This window comes from Marinobacter panjinensis, from assembly GCF_005298175.1.
Taxonomy (GTDB): Bacteria; Pseudomonadota; Gammaproteobacteria; order Pseudomonadales; family Oleiphilaceae; genus Marinobacter; species Marinobacter panjinensis.
Genome location: NZ_SZYH01000001.1, coordinates 2,893,013 through 2,911,744, shown reverse-complemented (window position 1 = coordinate 2,911,744; position 18,732 = coordinate 2,893,013). Strand labels below are relative to the sequence as shown.

18 protein-coding genes are annotated in these 18,732 nt (G+C 58.1%); 9 read left to right on the top strand and 9 right to left on the bottom strand.

Annotated elements, in window-relative coordinates:
• Window positions 1-26: 26 nt before the first annotated feature.
• Window positions 27-581: a carboxymuconolactone decarboxylase family protein gene (locus tag FDP08_RS13340; protein ID WP_137436623.1), complete on the bottom strand. Its 555-nt coding sequence runs from the start codon at window positions 579-581 to the stop codon at window positions 27-29.
• Between the two features lie 124 nt (window positions 582-705).
• Here FDP08_RS13340 and FDP08_RS13335 point away from each other — a divergent pair, with 124 nt between their 5' ends.
• From FDP08_RS13335 to FDP08_RS13315, 5 genes are all read left to right on the top strand, one after another.
• Complete coding sequence (locus FDP08_RS13335; RefSeq protein WP_137437333.1) at window positions 706-1,311, top strand: TetR/AcrR family transcriptional regulator; 606 nt, start codon at window positions 706-708, stop codon at window positions 1,309-1,311.
• Between the two features lie 30 nt (window positions 1,312-1,341).
• Window positions 1,342-2,652 (top strand): NAD(P)/FAD-dependent oxidoreductase, encoded by a 1,311-nt coding sequence (locus FDP08_RS13330; protein WP_137436622.1) that lies wholly within the window; start codon window positions 1,342-1,344, stop codon window positions 2,650-2,652.
• A gap of 51 nt (window positions 2,653-2,703) precedes the next feature.
• A complete protein-coding gene (locus FDP08_RS13325; RefSeq protein WP_137436621.1) occupies window positions 2,704-4,419 on the top strand; it encodes a potassium/proton antiporter in 1,716 nt (571 codons plus the stop codon).
• An 85-nt stretch (window positions 4,420-4,504) separates the two neighbouring features.
• Window positions 4,505-5,092: a L,D-transpeptidase family protein gene (locus FDP08_RS13320; protein WP_228263304.1), complete on the top strand. Its 588-nt coding sequence runs from the start codon at window positions 4,505-4,507 to the stop codon at window positions 5,090-5,092.
• 228 nt (window positions 5,093-5,320) lie between these two features.
• Window positions 5,321-5,602 (top strand): Lpp/OprI family alanine-zipper lipoprotein, encoded by a 282-nt coding sequence (locus FDP08_RS13315; protein ID WP_137436620.1) that lies wholly within the window; start codon window positions 5,321-5,323, stop codon window positions 5,600-5,602.
• A gap of 63 nt (window positions 5,603-5,665) precedes the next feature.
• On the opposite strand, the gene FDP08_RS13310 is transcribed toward FDP08_RS13315, so the two are convergent.
• From FDP08_RS13310 to FDP08_RS13275, 8 genes are all read right to left on the bottom strand, one after another.
• Window positions 5,666-6,457, bottom strand: coding sequence for a slipin family protein (locus tag FDP08_RS13310; protein WP_137436619.1), 792 nt, complete (start codon window positions 6,455-6,457; stop codon window positions 5,666-5,668).
• Window positions 6,454-7,935: an NfeD family protein gene (locus FDP08_RS13305; protein ID WP_137436618.1), complete on the bottom strand. Its 1,482-nt coding sequence runs from the start codon at window positions 7,933-7,935 to the stop codon at window positions 6,454-6,456. Before FDP08_RS13305 ends, FDP08_RS13310 begins: the two co-directional genes overlap by 4 nt.
• A 27-nt stretch (window positions 7,936-7,962) precedes the next feature.
• Complete coding sequence (locus tag FDP08_RS13300) at window positions 7,963-8,346, bottom strand: SDR family NAD(P)-dependent oxidoreductase (protein ID WP_228263303.1); 384 nt, start codon at window positions 8,344-8,346, stop codon at window positions 7,963-7,965.
• Complete coding sequence (locus FDP08_RS13295) at window positions 8,309-9,376, bottom strand: L,D-transpeptidase family protein (protein ID WP_137436616.1); 1,068 nt, start codon at window positions 9,374-9,376, stop codon at window positions 8,309-8,311. Before FDP08_RS13295 ends, FDP08_RS13300 begins: the two co-directional genes overlap by 38 nt.
• A gap of 47 nt (window positions 9,377-9,423) precedes the next feature.
• Window positions 9,424-9,993, bottom strand: coding sequence for a TMEM165/GDT1 family protein (locus FDP08_RS13290; protein WP_137436615.1), 570 nt, complete (start codon window positions 9,991-9,993; stop codon window positions 9,424-9,426).
• A 231-nt stretch (window positions 9,994-10,224) separates the two neighbouring features.
• Window positions 10,225-11,616 carry an MDR family MFS transporter gene (locus FDP08_RS13285; protein ID WP_137436614.1) on the bottom strand — a complete coding sequence of 464 codons (1,392 nt, stop codon included), beginning with the start codon at window positions 11,614-11,616 and terminating at the stop codon, window positions 10,225-10,227.
• Between the two features lie 30 nt (window positions 11,617-11,646).
• Complete coding sequence (gene slyA, locus FDP08_RS13280; RefSeq protein WP_137436613.1) at window positions 11,647-12,072, bottom strand: transcriptional regulator SlyA; 426 nt, start codon at window positions 12,070-12,072, stop codon at window positions 11,647-11,649.
• A 173-nt stretch (window positions 12,073-12,245) separates the two neighbouring features.
• Window positions 12,246-13,523: an MFS transporter gene (locus tag FDP08_RS13275; RefSeq protein WP_137436612.1), complete on the bottom strand. Its 1,278-nt coding sequence runs from the start codon at window positions 13,521-13,523 to the stop codon at window positions 12,246-12,248.
• Window positions 13,524-13,827: 304 nt separating this feature from the next.
• Between FDP08_RS13275 and FDP08_RS13270 the strand changes: the two genes are divergently transcribed.
• From FDP08_RS13270 to FDP08_RS13255, 4 genes are all read left to right on the top strand, one after another.
• Window positions 13,828-14,733 carry a helix-turn-helix transcriptional regulator gene (locus tag FDP08_RS13270; RefSeq protein WP_137436611.1) on the top strand — a complete coding sequence of 302 codons (906 nt, stop codon included), beginning with the start codon at window positions 13,828-13,830 and terminating at the stop codon, window positions 14,731-14,733.
• A gap of 9 nt (window positions 14,734-14,742) precedes the next feature.
• Entirely contained in the window at window positions 14,743-16,512 is a 1,770-nt protein-coding gene (locus FDP08_RS13265; protein WP_137436610.1) for an ExeM/NucH family extracellular endonuclease, read from the top strand.
• Window positions 16,513-16,629: 117 nt separating this feature from the next.
• A complete protein-coding gene (locus FDP08_RS13260; RefSeq protein ID WP_137436609.1) occupies window positions 16,630-17,517 on the top strand; it encodes an alpha/beta fold hydrolase in 888 nt (295 codons plus the stop codon).
• A 139-nt stretch (window positions 17,518-17,656) separates the two neighbouring features.
• The gene (locus FDP08_RS13255; protein WP_137436608.1) at window positions 17,657-18,730 is read left to right on the top strand and encodes an AraC family transcriptional regulator; all 1,074 of its coding nucleotides are present in this window, start codon (window positions 17,657-17,659) and stop codon (window positions 18,728-18,730) included.
• Window positions 18,731-18,732 lie beyond the last annotated feature (2 nt).

Sequence of the window (18,732 nt, the reverse complement as noted above, 5' to 3'; positions counted from 1 at the left end):
CGTGAGGCCGGGAATGAACAGTCCCGTTACTTTTTCTTTTCCCAGGCAAACTTCTTGAACGGCTCATCAACCGGGGTTTCGGCAATGTGGTTGATGTAGTTGCTCATGGTCTTCTGGGACAACACCAGAATAACCTCCAGTACCTGGCGGTGTTTGTAGCCGGCTCTGTAGAAGGCATCCAGGTCTTCCTTGCTGACATTGCCATTCTTGTTCATCACCGCAAGGGTGAAGGTTCTCAGGGCTTCCAGCTTGTCGCTGGGCAGGGGTTTTTCATCCCGCAATGGGTTGATGATGTCGTCTGACACTTCCATCATCTTGGCAATACCGGTATGCGCGGGCACACAGTAGTGACAGGCATTCTCGACATTGATGGTCTGCCAGACCACGGTCTTTTCGTCGTTGTCGAAACTGCTGTCCAGTACCAGCTGATGCAGTTTCTGATACGCTTCCAGAACGCCTGGGGCTTCTGCCATCACTGCGTGCAGCCCGGGGATCATGCCGAACCCCTTCAGGGATTTTTCGAGCAATGGCCTGGATTTTTCCGGTGCGGACTCCACATCGTGAACAGGGAAATCTGACATAACGTTCTCCTCGGAAATCGATTCTTGAGTGATTACTCATTTACGCCTCCACCGTAACTGTTATTGAGTGATCACTCAAGTTATGATTGAGGATGATTTCAACCACCAGATGTTGGTAGGCACAATGGCCAGAAATGCTCGCTATGATCGACAAGTCGCCCTGGAAAAAGCCATGAACCTGTTTTGGGAGCGCGGCTACAGCGGCGCTTCCATGAAGCAGATCGAACAGGCGCTGGACATGCGCCCGGGCAGTATCTACGCCACGTTCGGAAACAAGGACGGGCTGTTTGGTGAAGCCCTGGCTGCTTACGCCCGGCAAGGAGGCGCTGAGCTCCGTGAGCACCTGGCCGGGTATTCGTCGGTGCTGGACGGGCTTCAGGGTTACCTTCGTTATATTGCCCGTCAGTCGAGCCCAGAGGAAGTATCACCTTCCCGGGCATGCATGGTTGTGAAAACCCTGCTGGAAGCGAGCAATACCAACTCAGCAATCGCAGACCAGGCAAATGCAATTCTGGGTGCCATCGAACAGTCGCTGACGGAGCTTCTTGAGCAGGCAAAAATCCAGGGCGAACTGAAGCCGGATACCGATTGTGCCCGGCTGGCACGGTTTCTCCAGGCGCAGCTTATCGGTCTGCGCTCATTTGCACAGCGGGAGATCAGCCCTGACAAGGTCACCGAGCTTGCGGACGATATGGCCGCTATTCTGGATACCTTTCGCGCCCGCCACTGAGTCTTTTTTCACTTCAGGAACCCCCATGTTATGGAAAACCTGCACCATATCGTTGTCGTAGGCGGTGGCGCGGGCGGCCTTGAACTGGTCACCCGCCTTGGCAACAAACTCGGAAAAAAGCACAAGGCCCGTATTACCCTGGTGGACGCCGGCCTGACCCATGTCTGGAAACCCTTGCTCCATGAGGTGGCCTCTGGCTCCCTGGACGCCAGCGCCAACGAAATCAACTACCGCGCCCATGCCCGCAAGCATCACTACGAATTCCAGCTGGGCCGGATGAACGGGCTTGATCGTGCTGCCAAAGAGGTCGTCATTGCGGCTTTCCACGATGAGGAAGGCAAGGAAGTGGTTCCGGAACGACATATTGGCTACGACACATTGGTGATTGCGGTGGGGAGTAACGCTAATGATTTCGGAACCCCTGGTGCCCAGGAGCACTGCCTGTTCCTGGACAGCCTGAACCAGGCACGGCGCTTTCACAACCTGATGCTCAACGCCTTTTTGCGTAAGAACCATGAAGCCACTTCAGGCAATGGCCATGAACTGCCGATTACCATCATTGGTGCCGGCGCCACCGGTGTAGAGCTGGCCGCAGAGTTACGCCTGGCTTCCCGGGAACTGCCGGTTTACGGCATGAATTACCTGCGACCGGAGGACGTCTCCATCACTGTTATTGAAGCGGCGGAGCGAATTCTGCCGGCGCTTCCGGCGCGGCTGTCGGCCGCGGCAACCCGAGAGCTTGAGCACCAGAACGTCAGGGTGATGACAGGCCAGCCCGTCAGTGAAATCCGTGATGGCACCCTGATCATGAAGGACGGCACCGAGCTTGCCTCCGAGATGACCATATGGGCGGCAGGTATCAAGGCTCCGGCTTTCCTGTCAGAGCTTCAGGGGCTTGAGACCAATCGCGGCAACCAGATAAAGGTCAAACAAACCCTCGAATCCACCACCGATCCGGACATTTTCGCCTTTGGTGACTGTGCAGAATGCCCACAACCGGATTCGGATCGCCCGGTGCCACCCCGCGCACAGGCGGCTCACCAGCAGGCGGATGTACTGTTCAAGACGCTGCGCAATCGCCTGGTAGGGGAGGAAGCCGTGCCCTTCGCCTATAATGACCACGGGTCGCTGATCAACTTCAGCCGCTATACCACCGTGGGCAACCTGATGGGTAACCTGTCCGGCCGCAGCATGTACATCGAAGGCAAGGTAGCGCGCCTGTTCTACGTTTCCCTGTACCGTATGCACCAGGTGGCCCTGCACGGTTTCCTGCGCACCGGGATAATATGGTTACTCGACCGAATCTCACGCGCCATGCACCCGCGCCTGAAACTGCACTGACGAAAACGTGAACCTGTTACTATCGAACTGTATTCCCAACCCGGAGCCGGAATGGACCCGATTCTCACCCTGATCGGTGCATTGATGCTGGTGATCAGCATCATGCTCAGCCCGCTGTCCAGCAGGCTGGGCATGCCGGTACTGCTGATTTTTCTCGTTGTCGGCATGATGATGGGGGAGGACGGCCCGGGCGGCCTTCTGTTTGATGATTTCGAACTGGCTTTCCTGATCGCCAACCTCGCCCTGGGCGTCATTCTGCTGGATGGCGGCATGCGTACCCGGGCGGAAACCTTCCGGGTAGGATTACGCCCGGCACTGATCCTGGCGAGCTTTGGCGTGTTCCTGACCGCCGCCGGAGCGGGGCTGGTGGCCTGGTGGGTGTTTGACCTGCACTGGCTCACAGCGCTGCTGATCGGTGCCATTATATCTTCCACAGACGCGGCAGCGGTATTTTCCCTGCTACAGGGCCGCGGTCTTCACCTGAATGAACGGGTCAGCGCCACCCTGGAAATCGAGTCTGGCAGCAACGACCCGATGGCCATTTTTCTCACCCTGATGCTGGTCACCATGATCGAAGCCGGTGGTGCGTCCGAAGGCTGGATGGCCCTGGTGATGCTGGTAAAACAGTTCGGCATCGGCAGTGTAGTCGGTGTGGCCGGTGGCTTCATTGTGGTGGAAATGGCCAACCGCATCAGGCTCACGCCGTCACTGTACCCACTACTGGTCGTGGCGGCTGGCATCATGGTGTTTTCCGGCACCAACGCCCTGGGTGGAAGTGGCTTCCTGGCGATTTACCTGACCGGCGTGATTATTGGCAACCGGCCGGTACGCATGATGCCAATGATACTCCAGGTTCACGACGGCCTCGCCTGGCTGGCTCAGCTGTGTCTGTTCCTGATGCTCGGTTTGCTGGTGACGCCGTCTGAGCTTCTACCGCTGGCGGGCGGCGGGCTCATTCTCGCGTTTGCATTGATCTTCCTGATCCGGCCAATCACCATAATGGCCACACTCTGGCCCTTCGGCTTTAACCGACGGGAACTGGGATTTATCAGCTGGGTCGGTTTGAGGGGTGCCGTACCCATTGTACTGGCGCTGTTCCCGATCATCGCAGACATCCCCCAGGCCCAGCTGATTTTCCATGTGGCGTTTTTCATCGTGCTGGTATCACTGGTGGTTCAGGGCACCACCATGGCGCCACTGGCCAGAAAACTGCGGCTTGAGGTTCCGACGGGCGAAGCCCCCTATCGTCGCCTGCCCCTGGATGTGCCGGCCGCCGGTGACCACGAACTGATGCTTTTCCCGCTGAAAGGAGACAGCTGGGAAACGCCCAAGCCCCTGGGCCAGTTACGCCTTCCTGACAATACCGCCATTGCCGGTGTTTTCCGCAAGCGCACCTGTCATCAACCTACTCCGGACATGGAAGTGTCCACCGGTGACGTACTGGCCATGTTTGCCACCCCGGCCGTGTTACCGGAGCTGGGCAAAGCCCTAAGTGGTCGGCATGCGCCGCGCTATCTCGCAGAGCGGGCATTCTTCGGCGATTTCGTGCTTAACGGCGATGCCCTGCTGGGTGATGTAGAGCAGGTCTATGGTATCGAGTTCGACGAACTGCCGCCGGAGCTGTCGCTTGCCGAGTGCTTTGCCCGCCGCACCAAGGGGCACCCGGTCGTTGGTGACAAGGTAAAACTGGGGCCGGTTACGCTGGTGGCCAGGGCGACAGAGGCGGACAGGGTGACAAAGGTTGGCCTGAAAATGGACAACGAATAAAGTTCTTTAACAAAATCACGTCAAAACATTGGTTCGATTAACAAAATTCCTGTGCTATAACGTGTTATAAAGTGTACAAACATTAATGATTGATTTGAGCATGCCATTGAAGACGTTATTGCTGACCATCGCCACGCTGATCAGGAATGTGACAGCGGCAAATATAACGGCCCTGGCCTGCCTGCTCGCCCTTGCCGGCAACCCGGCGACAGCGTCAGAATTGCCCATGGGAGCCATGGCAGAAGCACCGGAGGTCAGCGAGGTGCTGGTTCGCAAAGAAGAACGCCGTCTCTACCTGCTTTCCGGCGAGCAGGTCGTGCGCAGCTATCGCATCGGCCTTGGTGATAACCCCTCTGGCCACAAGCTCTTTGAAGGTGACAAACGCACACCTGAAGGCGAATATGTGCTGGACTGGCGCAATCCCAACAGCGACTTCTACAAGTCCATCCACATTTCCTATCCGAACAAGCAGGATCGTGAAATGGCTTCATCCTGGGGACTCGATCCCGGCGGCAGCATCATGATTCATGGCCTGCCCAATGAAGCTGGCGATATGGCATTTGCGTTCCTGGGGCTGGACTGGACGGATGGCTGCATCGCGGTCAGCAATGAAGAAATGGACGAAATCTGGCAGCTGGTCGCCGACGGCACCCCCATCAGAATCGTTCCCTGATGCTCAGATCCACCACCCTCTCTGTTCCGTAAACTCTTACTGCATAATTAAGTTGTTGTCATAACCCACGAACTTTTACGTATCCTTGGTTAACATTTCTGTCTATAGTGTTTTACACTGTTTAACGACGCCGTTAGCAGTTATTGCTATCGGCCCGGATTTGACAGAATGTCTGCTCCAAAGACTTCTGGAATGCAGGAAATAAAACGACCAATAAGGGGATTTAGAATGCGTAAACTTACGATCGCAGGGTTTGCACTGGCCACCGCACTGACCGCAGGTTGTGCGACTTCTGACCAGGGCGCTCTCGATGAAGCAAATGCGAACGCTGCTTCTGCCGAGCAAACTGCTGAGAATGCACTTAACACCGCTAACAGCGCTTCCAGTGCAGCACGCTCCGCTCAGCGCACAGCTGATGAAGCTCTGGCCGCTGCCAAAGCTGCACAGAAAGCTGCTGACGAAGCCAACGAGCGCGCCAAGCGCATGCTCGAGCGTGCCAGCCAGAAGTAAGGCTGTTGCGTAATAAAAAGGCCGGGAAACCCCGGCCTTTTTTGTGCCTGAAAACCCGACCGGTCAAGCATCCTCGCTATCGTTCTTTGGGGCCTTGGGGGAGGGCTTGCTCATAAAGGTCGACATCATTTCCATCGGCAGCGGGAAGACGATCGTCGAGCTGTTGGTATTGCTCATATCTGCCAGAGTCTGCATGTAGCGCAACTGCATGGCACCAGCATTAACGGACATGACTTCCGCAGCCTCTACCAGTTTCTTTGACGCCTGCAATTCGCCCTCGGCGTGAATGACCTTGGCGCGACGCTCACGCTCCGCTTCAGCCTGTCGTGCTATGGCACGAATCATCGACTCATTCAGATCAACATGTTTGATTTCAACATTGGCAACCTTGATGCCCCATTCTTCGGTCTGGGAATCAATAATCTCCTGGATGTCGGAATTGAGCTTGTCACGCTCTGACAGCATCTCATCGAGATCGTGTTTACCCAGCACTGAGCGCAATGTGGTCTGGGCCAGCTGACTGGTTGCCGAGGCGAAGTCCTCCACCCGTATGATCGCACGCTCCGGATCAACCACGCGGAAATAAAGCACAGCATTCACCCTCACCGTGACGTTGTCCTTGGAGATCACATCCTGGCTGGGCACATCCAGCGTGATAACCCTCAGATCCACCCGGGTCATTTGCTGGATGCCGGGAATGATGATGATCAGGCCCGGACCTTTTACCCCCTGAAAGCGGCCCAGAAAGAACACCACCCCACGTTCGTATTCCGGCAGGATCTTGATCGCCGATCCGAGAATGAGCAGCAACACTACCGCAGGTGCAATATAGGGAACCAGATCGGTAATATTCATAACGTCTCCTTGGTTGGGTCGGGTTCAACATGGACAGTCAACCCCTCGATACTTGCTACGTGCAGCCGGTCTCCCGCTTTAACAGCGGTCTGGCTTACCGCGTTCCAGCGTTCGCCAGTCAGGCGGACATGGCCTCTGTACCGCCCGTCCTGCTCCTGGAACTCATCCAGCGCAGTCGCATGCTCATGGACGATCTGCTCACTGCCGCTGACCGGATGTTTGCGGCGCAAGCCAATAAAGCGGATAACGGTCCAGAGAGTGAACCCGGCGGCAACCAGTGCCGTGCCCCCGATAGTGGGCAGGGAAATGTCCTGGTGGCTGCCATCCATCAGAATGATGGAACCCGTCACGAAAGCAACGATACCTCCCACCCCCAATATGCCAAAGCTGGGCATGAAGGCCTCACCCACAATAAAGGCCAGCCCCAACAGGATCAGCGCCAGGCCGGCATAGTTGACGGAGAGCACCTGGAAGGCAAACAGCGCGAGAACAAGACAGATGGCGCCAATCACACCCGGGAAGCCAGCACCCGGATTGGACAGCTCAAAGATGATGCCGTAGAACCCGATGATCATCAGGAAGTAGGCGACGTTGGGGTCGGTAATCACCGACAGCAACCGGGTACGCCAGTCCGGATCGGCCCGGGTCAGCTCTATACCGGCGGTGGCCAGGGTGCGTTCCCCGTCGGCCATTTTCACCGTATGACCGTCCAGCTGTTCCAGGAGACTGGCCATGTTATCGGCAACCACATCCACCACATTCTTCTCCAGGGCTTCTGTGGCGCCGAGGTTGACTGCCTCTCTCACCGCCTCTTCTGCCCAGTCGGCGTTGCGGCCGTGGCGTTCGGCCAACCCGCGAATATAACTGACTGCATCTTCAAGTACCTTGCGTTCCATCGCTGAGCCGCCCCGCCTTTTCGCGGGCTCAGACTCACTGCCGGAGGACGATTCTTCACTCTGCTGAGTCTGATCACTGCCCGATCCGGCATCCTCCTGTTGCTGCGGAGGTTCTTCGGAGCCGGGCAGGCCCCCCATCTGAACCGGGGTGGCAGAACCCAGGTGAGTGGCTGATGCCATAGCGGCCACATGACTGCCATAGAGTATATAGGTGCCGGCACTGGCTGCACGTGCCCCGGCAGGGGATACCCAGGTCACCACAGGAACCTGAGAGGCCAGGATTTCCTTGATCATTTCCCGCATGGAGCTCATCAGGCCACCCGGAGTGTCCATCCGGATAATCAACAGCTCAGCCCCTTCAGATTCGGCACGGCGAATACCACGCACCACGTAATCCATGGTGGCAGGGCCAATGGCTCCTTCGACAGTAAGTACAAGTCCGGTGGGAGAGTCATCATCCTGTTGTGCGAGGACGGTGTGGGTCAGCGAACCCAGTGCAAGTGCAAGGCCGAGCAGGAAGGTAGCCAGCCACCATTGCAGGCGGCCGGAGGGTGTTGATCTGGTGGCTCGGTTCGCGTTCATCACTCCTCCCCGAATCCCGTTGACGGATCAGAACATACGGGCCAGTACCGCGACCGGCAACCTCCTCATCAGAAAGCCGATGGGGCGCCATGGCCATGAGGGAACAAAACATTCCGCTTTTCCGGACTCAATGGCACGTACCATGGCCTTGCACCCGGTCGCTGCGTCCACAATAAACGGCGCATTTCTTACTTTCTCATTTATCTCAGTACGAATATAGCCGGGATAAAGAGTTGATACACGTATTGGCGAGCGCGCCCTGACCAGTTCCACCCGCAGTCCCTCAGCCAATGAAGCCAGGCCGGCTTTGGTGGCAGCATAGGTGGTGATGTTTTTCGGCATGCCCCTTAGTGCTGTCAGCTGCAGGTCATGTTCAGAACCAGAGGCGTTGTTCCTTGCCTTCCTCACCATCAGGGGTATTCCGCAGCGTCTCACTGGTTTCATTGGCAACCCGGGTAACCCGCTCGCCAATCATCCGCGGAAGGCCGTCAGCCTGGTCCACTGCCAGCTCAATGGCCATACGCTGGACTTCCACGCCGGGCCTTTTGCGACGGAATTCTTCAAGCGCTGTTGAGACTTCACGCCAGACCTTAGTCCGGTCCTGCTCACTGTATTCCTCGTGCGGACGATGCACTTCCATCCAGACCTCGTTGCCTTTCAGGCCGATCTTTACCGGCTCCCTGATCACCCGCACCGGCGTGCCCTTGCTGACCTGGTAAACGAACCGGGATATGTCCTCGTTATACATGCGGAAGCACCCATGGCTGACCTGCATACCGACCCCGAACAGCTTGTTGGTGCCGTGAATCAGGTAGCCTTTCTCGCTCAGCATCAAGGCGTGGCTTCCAAGGGGGTTGTCCGGGCCGGGAGGAATCATTCGTGGAAGGTAGTCTCCATTCGCCTCATACTCGGCCCGGATGCTCGCAGGCGGGTACCAGGCCGGCGACTCCAGCGGCATGGTCACCTCAGCGTCCGTAAGCGGCGAGGGATTGTCTTCCGTCCCCACGCCCACCGGGTACACCTGAACGCCTTTCTCGGTGAAATAGTACAACCGGTACTCAGCCAGGTTAATGACAATGCCCTCGCGCTTCACATCCGGCAACACGTAGTGACGGGGTACGGTGATACGGGTACCTTCACCGGGAAGCCAGGGATCCACTCCCGGATTGGCTTTCACCAGTTCAAGATAGCCGAGGCTGTCGCGATTACCGATCGCTGCGAAGGTATCTTCATAGCGGGTCGAGATAACCGACAACTCGCCGGCCAGGTCGCCTTCAATATCAAAGGTCGGCACACGCGGCTTGTTGGAAACCTCACCCCCGGACTGTTCGGCACTGAGCTCCTTGCCGCTGGCCTGTCGCTCGGCTTCTGCCTGCAAAGGGGCGGCCAGCACCAACGCCAGCCAGAAAACAAAAAAGCCAGTGAACTGTTTACAATACATAAGTTTCAAATCCGGTAGCCGGCATTTCAGGTTACTGACACGCCGGTTCAAAGCGACATCAGGGCTGCCCAAAGGGTAACAACTGCCAGAATCAGGAACAGAATGCTTGCCCCGATCCGGGCCGTCGATAGTGGCAGCCGGTCCATAAGCCATTTACCAGCCATGATAACCGGTATATTGGCCAAAAGCATACCAACGGTGGTCCCCATGATTACCCAGAAGGTCTCGGTATACCGGGCTGCCAGAACCACGGTCGCTATCTGGGTTTTATCACCAATTTCCGCCAGGAAGAACATCACCGTCGTCGCCATGAACGCGCCCATGCCAAGAAAAGCAGAATCCCCACTGTCATCCTTGTCCGGTACCAGCAACCACAGGGCGATGGCGACAAAGCTTACAGCCAGGATCCAGGGTAACCATGCTTCCGGTATCAACTCCGCTATCCAGGCGCCTAACAGCGCCGAGAGGGCATGGTTCAGTATCGTGGCCACGAAAATACCCAGGATTATGGGCAGGCGGCTGGCGTAGCGGGCAACCAGGAAAAGGGAGAGTAGTTGGGTCTTGTCGCCGATTTCAGCAATGGCGACTGCAACAGTTGAGGCGAGGAAAGCGTCCATGAACAACTCCGGGGCGGACATTCAGACATGAGGCAGTCCACCGTCCGCCCTATGGAGGTGAAGCTGCCTCAGGTCTTGCCAGTTCCACCACTGAATGGGTGAAACATGATAGCCACGGAGATTGAGCTCCAAGCATGTTGACTACCATCCTTGCCATGAAAACTGTTCTGGCACGGAGGCTACTCCCCTGAAGAGAGCGGAAATGTTAATCAATTGGCGCGGGAATGACAACTATACTCGCATTTTCCATACCGGAACCGCCGCCACGGCCACAAAGACAGCCACCAGCCACCAGGCAGTATGGAAAGCATCGATAGTGGGTATTCCGCCATTGTGGTCACCAAACTCAATGGTCAGCGCCACAATGTTCACGCCAAAGGCGCCCCCGAGCTGGCGGGTAAAGTTGATGGTGCTGGAGCCGGCGCCGAGCTGTTCCGGTGCCAGCGGATTCAGCGCGCCGGTGGACAGCGCAGGCAGCATGAAGCCGATACCGATACGCCCCAGCACCGTCCAGAGGGCAAGCCAGCCAAAAGCCAGCTGCAGATCAGACAGGGCAAACAGCACTGCCGACGTGGCAAACAGTACAATGCCGAAAATAACCAGCTTGCGGGCACTCATACGGTCCGCCAGCCGGCCAGCCAGAGGAAAGGTCATACCCAGAACAATGCCCGCCGGCAGCATCAGCAGGCCGGCCTGGGTTGCAGAAAAACCGAGAGACGTCTGCACAAACAACGGCACCAGGTAGGTGGAGCCAAACAGCGCAAGCCCCAGGGCCATGGCACCCAGGTTGGCGTAAACAAAGCTCGGTTTACGCAAAAGATCAACATTGACCAGTGGGTGACGGGCCTTACGCTCGCGCACCACAAACAACATCAGCATGAGCACAGCGAGTGCGCCTTCCAGCAGGATTCTCGCTTCCTGTCCGGCAAGCTGTTGTAAGCGGTTAAGGGTATCCAGAGACAACCCGATAGTGGCGCCAAGCAATACCAGCCCGGGCAGATCGAACCGGTAGGGCGCCGGGCGGGAAACCGGAACCGGCAAAAAGCGCCAGGCCATGAACACGCCCGCCAGGGTAACCGGCACCGGCGCAAACATGACGAAACGCCAATCCAGCTGGTCTACCAGGAAACCGCCCAACACCGGCCCCAGAGCCGGCGCGAGGATAACGCCCATGCCGTAGATACCCATGGCCTGGCCGCGCCGGTTACGGGGGAAGATCCGGAACACCAGGTACATACCCATGGGCTGCATCAATCCGGCCATGGCACCCTGCCCGATACGGGCAGCAATCAGCTGTTCCGGAGAGGTGGCAAAACCGCCCAGCAGGGAGATCAGGGTGAAGAAAAACATGGCCGTGGCCAGGGTTTTGCGCACCCCAAAATGATCCAGCAGCCATGAAGAGGCCAGCATGGTGGTAGTCATGGCGGCAATGAATCCGGTAGCCAGCCAATGGACCTGGCCCTGGCGGATGCCGAATTCCAGCATGATGTCGTGGAGGGCAACGTTGACCACAGTCGCGCTAAGTACAGTGGCCATGGTACCCAGCACCACTGTGGCCAAGGCGAGCCAACGCCAGCGTTCACCGTAACGGGCTTTCAGCCCCTCAACCGAGTTATCACTCAGACCAACAACCCCCCAACCGGACGAACACGGTTATCGCTGGCGCTCTGCGTTCTCCATGATCTTGTGAAAGACCTTCACTGCGCCCTCGATGTCTTCGTCACTGATGCCTTCCAGCATTTCCTCACGCAGCTTTGCAGCCCGTTCCGTCAACACTTCCATGAATTCAGTGCCGTCCGGTGTCAGGTGGAGACGGCGGGCACGGCGGTCGTTCGGGCAGGGGCGGCGTTCAATCAGACCCTGCTGCTCAAGGCTGTCCAGCAGCCGTACCAGAGTCGGGTTTTCTATCGCCATCAGGCGAGCAAGTTCACGCTGGGTCAGGCCTTCGCCGCCTTTCTGCAAATAGACCATGGTGGTCCAGCGAGCCTGGGTAACGCCCAGGTCCTTGAGGCGCTCGTCCAGCAGCTTGCGCCAGCGCCGGGTTACCCTGGCAACGGCGAAGGGAAACTGATCTCTCATGATCTGGAACTCCGGTAAATAATATCAACGGCTTACAGTTATAACGAATGCAAATGCTGAAAAACGCAGCAATGAAAATCGTCACCAATAGTAAGCTAACCATTGACATAAATACAGATACGCAAGGCAAAACAGAATTGGGGAAAACCGAGAGGTTGCGATAATCACACAGTCTAGCGCAGTTGCTCTTCCTGCATCTCGACCACCTCCCGCGATTCCTGGAACTCCTCGTTCCGCGGATCCATTTCTGCCAGTACCGCAGAGGTTTCAGGCATGGTCGGGATAAAGTGCTCCTGATCGGCCACCAGCACGCCTTCCGTATGAGTAATGCGATAACTGGTAATGACCGCCAGTACAGCCAGGAATCCGGCATTGCCGAAGAACAGGCCCTTGGGACCCAGTACGGCCACCAGTTCCGCCATCACAACAGGGCCAATAACACTGCCGACACCGTAACTCAGCAGCAGCGTTGCGCTGGCTGAGACAATACGGTTGCTTTCCATCCGATCGTTGGTAATCGCCACGGCAATCGGGTAAAGCGTGGCAGACAGGCCGGTAAACAGCCCCACCATCAGGGTCAACAGCCACATTTTCTCGGCGCCGAATACACCGACAGTCACCGCCGACAGGCCCGCCATCACGGCCACCCAGAACATCACAAGGCGGCGGTCAAAGCGGTCACACACCAGCCCCAGTGGCCAGGCCAGAATCATGGCAGCAACAATGGCACTGGCCATGAAGGTGGACACCCGACTGACCTCCAGGCCAACCAGAGTGGCGTAAACCGGCCCCAGCGCATAGAAGGAACCGATCATCACACCACAGATCAGCGCCCCGGACACTCCGGTAAAAGACTCCCGCGCGAGAGTGAAAAAAGACAGGCGCTCATGCTGCTCAATCACCGGGGCATCCATGCGTGTCAGCGACAATGGCACCAGCGCCAGCGTCAGTAACACGGCTGCCAGCGAGAACGGAACAAATGACGCAGGCTCACCCACATTGATCAGCAGTTGGCCACCGGCCGCGGAAAGATAGAAAACAATCTGGTAGACCGCGAATAAGGCACCACGATTGGCATTGGTGGCGCGGCTACTGAACCAGCTTTCGATGACCACCAGAACACCGGCCACGCTGAAACCGGAAAGCGCGCGCAGCAGGGCCCAGAACAGTTCCGATACCGCCATGGGATACAGCAGTGCACACACCGCCGCCATGGCAGCGAACACCGCAAACGCCCGAATGTGCCCGACACGGCCAATGATGTGGTGCACGTATAGAGTGCCCAGTACAAAACCAATGGAATAGCACACCAGAATCCAGCCGATGATGTCCGGGGATACCGCCTCGATACTCAGTCGAATACCCAAAAGGGTCATCAGAAAGGCATTGCCGCTGACCAGCAGTACTATACTGAGAATAAGGGCTGACAGTGAGGTGACCATGCGGGTCATCAGACGGGCTCCGGCGTATTGGAAAAGGATGTAAACAGAGGTGTGTAAAAAGTAGCAGCAACGCCGGAACTTTGCTGAAAACGAATTACAACAGGGCTCCGCCAACGACACCACTACGCATTTGCCGAATTTTTGATACGGCTTGTAGCGCTGCAGTTACCGGATTTGACATTATTTTACATTAAGGTGACGTAACACACGCAGACGGCCCAAGGGGTTAACATGAGACAGGTATCATTACTGGCCATTTTAAACCACGAGTCTCTTAACTCATGCAATCCACACTAACCATGAGCGCCTGGTTATGAAAAAAACGGACTGGCCCATTCGGTGGGATCTGTTGCTTCGCTACCGGCTGATTGAAATCATCGCCCTCTGGGAAGGACGGCTCACCACCAATCACATCTGCCACAGTTTTGGCATTGGGCGTCAGCAGGCTTCCAAGGACATTAACACCTACCTGCGGGAACTGGCGCCAGACAATCTGGTTTATGATCGCCACCTGAAAGGTTATGTACCTTCACCAGACTTCAGCCCCGTTGTCACTACCGGTCATGCCAGCGAATATCAGGATCTTCTGGCACGACAGGACAGCCTCAGTGATACGTTCGAATCGCTGAACATCAGCTTTCCGCACAGCACCATTGTCCGGGGCCCGCAGCGCATTGTTAAACCGGAAGTCATGAGGGCGGCTGTGACCGCCACCCGTCACGGTAGGGTCATGAAGGCAGAGTATGCTTCCCTCAGCCCGGCGGGCGTGTCTCAGCGCACGCTGGAGCCCCACACCCTGGTCTGTGTTGGCCAGAGCTGGCACCTGCGCGCCTGGTGCGACTCCAATCGGGAGTTCCGTGATTTTGCGCTCAGCCGTTTCCGTGGCAAGCCGGAAACCATTCGCCAGCGCAGCCGCCATACCAGCCATCAGGATGATGACTGGAACCGCCGCATTGCCCTGGTGATGGTACCTGACAGCCGGTTGAACCAGGCACAGCAGGAAATCATTGCTGCCGATTACGGCATGAGTGACAACTGCCTGGAGCTGACCACCCGGGCTGCGCTGGCTCCTTATATGCTGTCACGCTTCGGACTGAGCGCCGACAGCCGGCATCCGGACCCGATGGTGCAGCAATTGGAGCTGGCCAACGAGGAACAGCTTGGCATTGCCGAGTCCGACCGTGAGAGAGCTATTAAAGCGGTGGCCGGGCTCTGCTAGACTGCGCGGGTGACCACACTCCGCGCTCCCATTCAAAATCTCCTTGCCACTGTCCTGCTGCTCTGGCTGCCCGTTGTTGCCTCAGCAGAGGGCTGCGGTGCGTTTGCTACGGCGATCTCAAAGGTCCAGGGCGAGGATGCCCGCTCACCGCTCGCAGGCCAGACCGTCACGGTGGAAGGCGTCATTACCATGGATGCCCGTCATAAGGGTGGATTCCGTGGTTTTTACCTGCAGCAGACCGATGACGAAACCGACGGCAGCCCGAACACCTCCGAAGCCCTGTTTGTCTATACCGGCCGCTCTGCGGGCAGCCGGGGGCAAAGGGTTCGGGTATCCGGACGGGTCAAGGAATTTCACGGCCTGACCGAACTCACCGATGTTGATACCTTCACGGTGTGCGGTACCGGACCTCTGCCGGCACCTGTCCCTGTCACGCTGCCCTGGCCAGACCACCAGCGCCCGGAACATCTCGAGAACATGCTGGTGACTATAGCGGGCGAGCTGACCGTGATTGATCACTACAATCTTGCCCGCTACGGTGAGCTGACGCTGGCTGCCGGTGACCAGACCATCCCCACCGAATTCATGGAACCCGGACCGTCTGCCGCGGCACTTTTCCAGTCCCAGCAGGGAAACCGGCTGCTACTTGATGACGCCCGAGGGGTTCGGGATCCACGGCCAGTGCCCTGGCCGACGGGGGAACTCTCCGCCGACAATACGGTTCGAGCCGGTGATCGCGTAAACCGGCTTTCGGGAATCCTCGACTTCCGCTTCGACGCCTGGCGGGTGCAACCCCTGTCCCCGCCGGCATTCCAGAGTGCAAATCCCCGGCCCGATCCACCGACGCGCCCAGACACCTCAACGCTCAGGGTAGTCACCCTGAACCTGGGAAATCTTTTTAATGGCGATGGCCGGGGCGGCGGTTTCCCCGCCCCACGGGGCGCAAAATCCCGCAAACAGTTCGATCAGCAGTTGGCCATGCTGGTAACCGCATTGAGGGCTCCGGAGCCTGACATCATCGCGGTGACGGAGGTGGAGAACGATGGCTATGGCAGCCACAGCGCGATCGCTGATCTGGCCAACGCCTTAGGGGAGCAATGGCGTTACGTAAAAGCCGACAGTGGCACCGGCAGTGATGCCATTCGCACCGACCTGCTGTACCGCAGTGACCGGGTAGCAACCGAGGGTGAGGCCAGCCGCCTGACTTCAGCGCCTTTCAGCCGGCGGGGCCGGCCACCGGTTGCCCAGGCGTTCCGGCACCTGGGCAATGACCGCGTCCTGAGAATAATCGTGCCCCATCTGAAGTCCAAAGCCTGTCGCGGCGCCAAGGGCCCGGACCGCGACCAGAATGACGGCCAGGGCTGCTACAGCTTCAGCCGTGAACAGGCCACCCGGGCCATCCTTCGCTGGGCGGATTCACTACCACAACCCGACAATCTGGCAGGCACCCTGATCACCGGCGACATGAACAGCTACGCCCGGGAAGTACCCCTGCAGCTGATAACAGACGCGGGCTACACCAATGCCGTCCGGCAGTTCCATGCCTGTAATGAAGCGGGCTGCAACAAGACCAGCTACCGCTACCACGGGCGTAGCGGCACTCTTGATTACAGCCTGGTGTCGAAAGGGCTGGCCGGTCGACTCGTTGGCGCCACCACCTGGTCAATCAATGCCGATGAACCGCCGGCACTGGGTTACAAGGGTCCGATCCCGGCCGCTGAAAGCCAGCCCTGGCGATCGTCAGACCATGACCCGGTCATTACCGACTTCTCCCTCTGATTGTTCTTACCTTAACCCCGACCTTGCCCCGCTGCCGTTGGACAGGGGCGGACAGGCCAAAGCCCGAATCGGGAGAACGGGTACACTGGGTTGATCGAATCAGAGCGGATATAACCTGTGAAAATACCCACCCCCAATTTTTGGCCAGCTGCCAGAACCGGCCAGCGCTGGCTGGTTCAGGCAAAACGGCGGGAAACCATTATCGACGGGCACCGCATGGTGTACCTGGAAAAGGGATCACCGACTGCCGGTGGCCCCACCGTACTGCTGCTCCATGGCTTCGCGGCGATGAAAGAAAACTGGGCATTGTGGCTGCAACGGCTCCCTGGCCATTGGCATATCCTGGTCCCCGACCTGCCGGGATTCGGGGAAAGCGATTATCAATCATCTGCCCGATACCGTTACGAAGACCAGGCTCTGCGGCTGAAGGGCTGGCTCGCCTCCCTGGCTGTCAGCGATGTCCACATTGCCGGCAGTTCCATGGGTGGCGCCATAGCCGCTGTCCTTGCCCATAAAATGGCACCGGCGTCGCTTACCCTGCTCAATAGCGCCGGCATTCCCGAATATCCGGATGTGGACATCAACGCGCCTTTCAAATCAGACCGGGACCAACTGTTGATTCCCCGCGACTGGGCCGGCGTCTACCGCATGTTCAACAGCGTGGGTAACGGCAAACCCACGGCCATGGGTGTAGCCATGACCGGGCTGCTGGGGCCAGACCTGCTGAGCCGCAGCGACGCCTTGCGGCATATTTTCGATGACATGCTGGCCGATGCCCTCGCGCCGGCACGCTATCTGGGAGCGGATACCCCGCCATTACAGGTGCAGTGGGGCGACCGTGACGTGATTACCCCCACACGTTGTGTTGACTGGTTCCGCAACGCGACCCCCGATGCCGATATCCGGCTGTTCCGCAATGTCGGACACCTTCCGATGCTGGAGAGCCCTGGCCTCTCGGCCCGGACACTGGCCGGATTTGTAGAGCGCCATTCCGGCCGCCATTGAACCAGGGCTGGTGACTAATTGGCCTACATATCCCGTTGACCCGTCACTGAAGTCATGGGGTGCGGAGGCGGTTCGGTTCATAATCATGAAAGATGTTTCATCCCTGACATAACAACAACAGGAAACGTGAGGAAACCCCATGCGCGCCTCAGTATCGACAACTCAGGATCTGGGCATGCCGGCCATTTACCTGCATTTGCTGGCGGAGTTGTTACGCACCATCGGTGTTGATGAGAAAGCGCTGCTCAAGCGTGTTGGCCTCGACCCAGTGCGGTTGAAATCCACGGATCTGCGGGTAAGCCAGTCCCAGGCCAGCGAGTTTGTCACCCGGGCCATTATCGAGAGTGGCGAACCGGGGCTGGGCATTATGCTGGCGCGGGAACTGAAGTTACCCCTGCACGGTGCACTGGGAACGGCCGTGATGAGCAGCCGGACCCTGGAAGAAGCCCTTGAGCTGATGACCCGTTACCTGACCCTCAGGGCTCCACATTTTCAGGTCACCCGCCGCCAGCAGGAAGATCAGGCTGTCTTTACTATCACCTGCGACATCGACCTGGGACCACTGCAGGGTTTTATCATGGACGCCATGCTGTTCGGGTGCGCATCCATGGGTGCCCAGCTGACAGGTGCGCCGGTGGCCGGCTCCTCCATTCACCGTCGCGGTCCGGAGCCCGCCTATTTCTACCGGTTCCGCCAGCAGATTCCGGTTCCGGTGGTCTACGGCGCCACCGAAGACGCCATTGTCATTCCGCGCCAACAGCTGGCATTACCGATCTGTTTTACCGACGACCAGCTGGCGGCGTCTTCAAAAGCACAATGTGAGGAGGCACTTCGGCTGCTTACCGAGGATGCGGGCTTCGCCTGCCGCGTGCGGCGGGTGATTGAAACCAGTCACCCGTTCCCGCCAAAACTTGCGCGGGTTGCCGCAACGCTGTTTGTCTCCGAGCGCACTCTCAAGCGTCGCCTGCAGGCGGAAGAGGCAAGCTTTCAGAATCTGGTGGATCAGGTAAGGCTCGAGCGGGCTGGCGAGCTGCTGGAAAAAACGTCGATGAACCTGAGCCAGATTGCCGATGCGCTGGGTTACGCCGATGCCGCCAATTTCACCCGCGCCTTCAAGCGCTGGACCGGCCAAAGCCCCAGCCAGTACCGTCATCGGGAACCCCCGCCACAGGCAGCGCCGACAGGCCGGGGCTCCATCAGGGCAACGGCCTGATC

Coding starts and splice junctions, on each gene's coding strand:
- FDP08_RS13340 (WP_137436623.1), bottom strand. CDS start 581: ATGTCAGATTTCCCTGTTCACGATGTGGAGTCCGCACCGGAAAAATCC.
- FDP08_RS13335 (WP_137437333.1), top strand. CDS start 706: ATGGCCAGAAATGCTCGCTATGATCGACAAGTCGCCCTGGAAAAAGCC.
- FDP08_RS13330 (WP_137436622.1), top strand. CDS start 1,342: ATGGAAAACCTGCACCATATCGTTGTCGTAGGCGGTGGCGCGGGCGGC.
- FDP08_RS13325 (WP_137436621.1), top strand. CDS start 2,704: ATGGACCCGATTCTCACCCTGATCGGTGCATTGATGCTGGTGATCAGC.
- FDP08_RS13320 (WP_228263304.1), top strand. CDS start 4,505: ATGATTGATTTGAGCATGCCATTGAAGACGTTATTGCTGACCATCGCC.
- FDP08_RS13315 (WP_137436620.1), top strand. CDS start 5,321: ATGCGTAAACTTACGATCGCAGGGTTTGCACTGGCCACCGCACTGACC.
- FDP08_RS13310 (WP_137436619.1), bottom strand. CDS start 6,457: ATGAATATTACCGATCTGGTTCCCTATATTGCACCTGCGGTAGTGTTG.
- FDP08_RS13305 (WP_137436618.1), bottom strand. CDS start 7,935: ATGAACGCGAACCGAGCCACCAGATCAACACCCTCCGGCCGCCTGCAA.
- FDP08_RS13300 (WP_228263303.1), bottom strand. CDS start 8,346: ATGGTGAGGAAGGCAAGGAACAACGCCTCTGGTTCTGAACATGACCTG.
- FDP08_RS13295 (WP_137436616.1), bottom strand. CDS start 9,376: ATGTATTGTAAACAGTTCACTGGCTTTTTTGTTTTCTGGCTGGCGTTG.
- FDP08_RS13290 (WP_137436615.1), bottom strand. CDS start 9,993: ATGGACGCTTTCCTCGCCTCAACTGTTGCAGTCGCCATTGCTGAAATC.
- slyA (WP_137436613.1), bottom strand. CDS start 12,072: ATGAGAGATCAGTTTCCCTTCGCCGTTGCCAGGGTAACCCGGCGCTGG.
- FDP08_RS13275 (WP_137436612.1), bottom strand. CDS start 13,523: ATGACCCGCATGGTCACCTCACTGTCAGCCCTTATTCTCAGTATAGTA.
- FDP08_RS13270 (WP_137436611.1), top strand. CDS start 13,828: ATGAAAAAAACGGACTGGCCCATTCGGTGGGATCTGTTGCTTCGCTAC.
- FDP08_RS13255 (WP_137436608.1), top strand. CDS start 17,657: ATGCGCGCCTCAGTATCGACAACTCAGGATCTGGGCATGCCGGCCATT.